Genomic DNA, 4,645 nt, shown 5'->3' with positions numbered 1-4,645 from the left:
TGCCGGACATCGCCACCGCGCGGGACTTCTACGCCGGTTACCTCGGGATGACCGACGAGAGCATCAACATGGACTGGGTCACCCGCTTCACGGCGCCGGGCTCGGGGGCGAGCGTGCAGGTGGTGACCCGGGACGCCACCGCCCCGGAGAGCCCGATCGCCACGATCCGCGTCGACGACGTCGAGGAGGCGTTCGCCGAGGCGCAGCGGCGCGGGTACGAGATCGTGCACCCGCTGACCACCGAGCCCTGGGGTGTGCGTCGCTTCTTCGTCCGGGCGCCCGACGGCAACGTCTTCAACATCGCCCAGCACGTCGACTGAGCCGCCGCCCGCCCGGGTGAACCGACGTGCCGCGGACGCCGGTGGTCCGTGAGCCGTCCGGGGTCACTCGACCGAGCTGCCCAGCGCGTTCTCGTGCTCCAGCGCCGCCGCGATCGCGCCGTAGGCGGACCGGTGCCGGCCGATCGCGTCGACCAGGGTGTCGGTGTCCACCTCGGCCTCGGCGTCGCGCCCGTCCTCGGCGGTGAGGCTGATCCGGGTGCGCTGGCCGAGCGGCTGGACCCGGGCTGACCGACCCCACGCGTCGTGGATCGTCGCCCCGCCGTCGGAGGAGAACGACGGCGGCTGCTCGGGGCCGTGGCTCGCGAGCTCGAGCGCGGACCGCAGCGCCGCGGCGCGGTCGTTCCGGTGGGACGTGGCCGGCTCGTCAGCTCCCATCTCGCCACAGTACGCACGAACGGGTGGCGAGCGGACGAACCGACGGCGCCCGACGCGCCCGCCCGGCGAGCGGCCGGAGGGGCGCTGAGCCGTCCGTGCTAGCGTTTCGGACGTTGCAGTCTCGTCTTCCTCGCGTGCTTGAGCCCCGTGGATCATGTGACAACGGCCCGGCTCGCACGACGAGGGATAGTGACCTCGTGTGCTCCGGTGTCGGGCAACGTCCGTGGGCAGGTTGCCCACGGCTCGTCCGACCCGAAAGAGGATGGATGTCTGAAGGAACCGTCAAGTGGTTCAACGCCGAGAAGGGGTTCGGCTTCATCGCCCCCGATGACGGAGGCAAGGACGTCTTCGTCCACTACTCCGCCATCCAGGGCGGCGGCTTCCGCTCCCTCGAGGAGAACCAGCGCGTGAGCTTCGAGTCCAGCCAGGGCTCGAAGGGCCCGCAGGCCGACTCGGTCCAGGCTCTCTGACACTCGGCTGAACCCGGCCGGGCGCCGCCGTCAGGGTGTCGCGCCCGGCCCGCCGGGGCTGTGGTCCTACGCCTCATACCCGTAGGCCACAGCCCCTTTGTCGTGTCCGGGCCCGGACGCCCTGCACGTCACCGCTCGATGAGCGTCATCTGCGCCTCCGAGTGGTGCCCCCCGACGGCGGGCGTGAGTGCGTCGAGGCGCGCCAGCTGATCGGCCGTGAGCTCGACGGCGTCCGCCCCGACGTTCTCCTCGAGGCGTGAGACGCGCTTCGTCCCCGGGATCGGGACGATGTCCGAGCCCTTCGAGAGCACCCAGGCGAGCGCGACCTGCGCGGGGGTCGCCCCGGCATCGTCCGCGACCGCCCGGACCTCGTCGGCGGCCTCGAGGTTGCGCCGGAAGTTCTCCTCGGCGAAGCGCGGGTTGCTGCGGCGCATGTCGTCCTCGTCGAGGTCGTCGATCGAGCGCACCTGCCCGGTGAGGAAGCCACGCCCGAGCGGCGAGTACGCGACGAGGCCGATCCCGAGCTCGCGCAGCACCGGCAGGAGCTCGTCCTGCTCCCGCGTCCACAGCGAGTACTCCGACTGCACCGCGGTGATCGGGTGGACCGCGTGGGCCCGGCGGACCGTGTCCGCCCACGCCTCGGAGAGGCCGATGGCCCGGACCTTGCCCGCGGCGACGAGCTCGGCGACCGCCCCGATCGTCTCCTCGATCGGCGTCCGCGGGTCCACCCGGTGCTGGTAGTAGAGGTCGATGTGGTCGACGCCGAGGCGGCGCAACGATCCGTCGACGGCGGTGTGGACGCTCTCCGGGCTGGAGTCGGCGCCGTCCCGGCCGGTGTGGGAGATCAGCCCGAACTTCGTCGCGAGCACCACCTCGTCGCGGCGGTCCCGGATCGCCTTGCCGACCAGCTCCTCGTTGACGTAGGGCCCGTACACCTCGGCGGTGTCGATCAGGGTGACGCCGAGGTCGAGCGCACGCCGGATGGTGCGGATCGACTCGTCGTCGTCGCTGCCGGCGCCCGAGTAGGCGCTCGACATGCCCATCGCGCCCAGGCCGATGCGGCCGACCTCGAACGCGCCGAGCGTGGCGGTCTTCACGTGGTCCTCCAGGGTTCCGACGGTGCTTCGCACCCTCGATGTTCCCCGGGCCGGGGCCGCTCAGGCGGTCTGCGCGCGCCGGATCGGCAGGGCGCCCGTCACGCCGCTGCGCCACCCCCGGACCCGGATGCCCTGCGTCGCCAGCACGCGCTCGGCGACCGCGCGGGCGTCGGCCTCCGGGGTCCGCGCGTCGGCGCCGTGGGCGAGGAGCCCGGTCGACCAGCAGCGGTCGCTGCCCTCCGAGGCGATGAGCGTCCAGCCGGTGCCGTAGCCCACGACCGGGTGCTCGGGGTCGTTGTAGACGAGCAGGAACAGCGCGTCGGGCCCGCACGGGACGCGGCCCCCGAGGCAGCCGGGGCGGGCGGTGGAGGACGCGACGACGATGTCGGTGAAGCTCATCGGAGGGCCTTCCGGGCGCGGGACGACGACGGGCCGCGGGTTCGAGCCTCCACCGCCAATTCTGCCCGACCTCGGGCCGCCGGAAAACCTCGCATCGGTGATCGGTTCCCTCGCTCCCCGGCCCGACCTACGCTCGCGGAGCACGACGCGGTGCTCGAGCTCCGCCCGCGCGCGGGCTGCCCACCAGGAGGTGCCGGTGTCCGAGACGGTCCCGTTCCACCAGTCGGTCCGACGCTCGACGCTCGAGGCCCACCAGCGGGCCAACCACTCGCCGTTCATGGACGCGCTGTTCGACGGGCGCCTCGCGGTCGCCGACTACGCCCGCCTGGTCGAGCAGTACGCGGTCGTCTACGACGCCCTGGAGTCCGTGGGCGAGGCGATGGCGCAGGACCCGGTCGCGGGCCCGTTCGTCGTCGACGCGCTGCGCCGCGGCCCGCACATCGCCGCCGACCTGGCCTTCTACGGCGTGACCGACCCCGAGCCGCTCCCGGCGACGCTGCGCTACGCCGACCGCATCCGCGAGGTCGCGGACCGGCCCGCCGCGTTCGTCGCGCACCACTACACCCGATACCTCGGCGACGTCGCCGGCGGCCAGGCCGTGGCCGCCCTGCTCCCGCGCCGCTACGGCGTGACCGGTGGCGGCACCGCGTTCTACGACTTCTCCGCGCTCGGCCCGGTCCCGCGCTTCCGCGCGCACTACCGGGCACTGCTCGACGCGGCGCCCTGGGACGAGGACGAGCGGGCCCGCGTGATCGAGGAGGTCACGCGCGCCTACGAGCTCAACATCGCGATGTTCCACGACCTCTGGGACACCACCGGGGCGGCCGCGGCCTGAGGGTCACGCCGACCGGCTGGGCAGCGCGTCCAGCACGCGGTCGGCGGCCTCGTGGCCGATCCGCAGCGCCTCACCAAGCAGCCCGAGGTCGGTCGACGTGCGCGAGACCGCGGGGGCGTCGGCGGGCGGACGCAGGTGCAGCAGTCGTCCCTGCGCCTCGAGCTCGGCCAGCAGGGTCTCGGTCTCCCGCGCCCGCGCGACCCGGTGGACCCACGCCCCCACGACGCCGGGCGCGTGGCGGCGCAGCCACCGGCGGACCACGGCGTCGACGACGCTGGGGGGCTCGGCCGGGACGTGCTCCGCGGCGTGGGTGCGCAGCACGATCAGGTGCGTCGCGCCCCGGGCGAGCGCGGTGTGCACCGCGACGGGCTCGGAGAGCCCGCCGTCCACCCAGCGCCGGCCGGCCAGCCCGACCGGCGGGCCGGCGAGGACGGGCAGCGTCGAGCTCGCCTGCAGCGCCCGGCGCAGCGCGGGCGGGCCGTCGAGCAGCGGGGCGAGGTCGGTGGACGCGCCGGTGTCGGCGTCGGTGGCCATGGGGTGGTACGCGACCGGGCTCGCGAGGATCGTCGCGAACGGCATCGGCACCTCGCGGACGTACACGTGCTCCACGAGGTGCTCCAGGTCGACCACCCGACCCCCGCGCAGCACCCGGCGCGGATCGATCGTCCCGCGCATCACCGACCGGTCGGTCCACGGCGCCATCGCCTCGCGCGCCTTCCCGGCGACCAGCCACGCCGCGTTGAGCGACCCGGCCGACACGCCGTAGACGTCGTCGAGCAGCGGGGTGAGGCCGCGGTCCTCGACGGCGGCCGCCATGCCGGCGGAGAAGGTCGCGCGGCTGCCGCCGCCCTCGACGACGAGCGCGACGCGGTGGCGCCTCTCGGCGTGTGGTCCCGCACCGTCGGTCCCGAGGTCCCGGCGGCGGGCGAGGACGTCGAGCACGCTCACCGGGCGGCCTCCCGGCCCACGACGACGGTCGCGTCCGCCTCGTCGTCGTGCTCCACCGTGGCGGCGAGACCGGCCGCGGCGACCGCGTCGCGGGCCGCGTCGCCCTGGTGGGCGGCGCACTCCAGGAGCAGGGCCCCGCCCGGGGCGAGCCAGGCCGGGGCGAGCGCCGCGATCCGGCGC

The 4,645-nt window shown here is 74.7% G+C and carries 7 protein-coding genes and 1 pseudogene; 3 read left to right on the top strand and 5 right to left on the bottom strand.

The window, feature by feature from the left end; genetic code table 11:
- The coding region (locus AC0CYZ_RS20165) for a VOC family protein (protein ID WP_472218556.1) at nucleotides 1-320 on the top strand (320 nt) is incomplete at its 5' end.
- A 63-nt stretch (nucleotides 321-383) separates the two neighbouring features.
- Here the strand turns inward: AC0CYZ_RS20165 and AC0CYZ_RS20160 are convergent.
- Complete coding sequence (locus AC0CYZ_RS20160; RefSeq protein ID WP_472218554.1) at nucleotides 384-716, bottom strand: hypothetical protein; 333 nt, start codon at nucleotides 714-716, stop codon at nucleotides 384-386.
- A gap of 266 nt (nucleotides 717-982) precedes the next feature.
- Between AC0CYZ_RS20160 and AC0CYZ_RS20155 the strand changes: the two genes are divergently transcribed.
- Entirely contained in the window at nucleotides 983-1,186 is a 204-nt protein-coding gene (locus AC0CYZ_RS20155; RefSeq protein ID WP_472218552.1) for a cold-shock protein, read from the top strand.
- A 128-nt stretch (nucleotides 1,187-1,314) separates the two neighbouring features.
- On the opposite strand, the gene AC0CYZ_RS20150 is transcribed toward AC0CYZ_RS20155, so the two are convergent.
- Together AC0CYZ_RS20150 and AC0CYZ_RS20145 are read right to left on the bottom strand one after the other, a co-directional pair.
- Nucleotides 1,315-2,283, bottom strand: coding sequence for an aldo/keto reductase (locus tag AC0CYZ_RS20150; RefSeq protein WP_472218550.1), 969 nt, complete (start codon nucleotides 2,281-2,283; stop codon nucleotides 1,315-1,317).
- Between the two features lie 60 nt (nucleotides 2,284-2,343).
- Complete coding sequence (locus AC0CYZ_RS20145) at nucleotides 2,344-2,682, bottom strand: hypothetical protein (protein WP_472218548.1); 339 nt, start codon at nucleotides 2,680-2,682, stop codon at nucleotides 2,344-2,346.
- Between the two features lie 196 nt (nucleotides 2,683-2,878).
- On the opposite strand from AC0CYZ_RS20145, the gene AC0CYZ_RS20140 reads away from it, so the two are divergent.
- Nucleotides 2,879-3,517, top strand: coding sequence for a biliverdin-producing heme oxygenase (locus AC0CYZ_RS20140; protein WP_472218546.1), 639 nt, complete (start codon nucleotides 2,879-2,881; stop codon nucleotides 3,515-3,517).
- A gap of 3 nt (nucleotides 3,518-3,520) precedes the next feature.
- Here AC0CYZ_RS20140 and AC0CYZ_RS20135 read toward each other — a convergent pair whose 3' ends face one another.
- Nucleotides 3,521-4,465 carry a patatin-like phospholipase family protein gene (locus tag AC0CYZ_RS20135; protein ID WP_472218544.1) on the bottom strand — a complete coding sequence of 315 codons (945 nt, stop codon included), beginning with the start codon at nucleotides 4,463-4,465 and terminating at the stop codon, nucleotides 3,521-3,523.
- Nucleotides 4,462-4,645, bottom strand: a pseudogene (locus AC0CYZ_RS20130) (putative protein N(5)-glutamine methyltransferase); the annotation flags it as partial. The pseudogene AC0CYZ_RS20130 and the gene AC0CYZ_RS20135, both read right to left, overlap by 4 nt.

It is taken from the genome of Actinomycetospora sp. (assembly GCF_055612215.1).
Note: the sequence above shows the minus strand (reverse complement) of the source record. Positions and strands in the feature narration are given on the sequence as shown.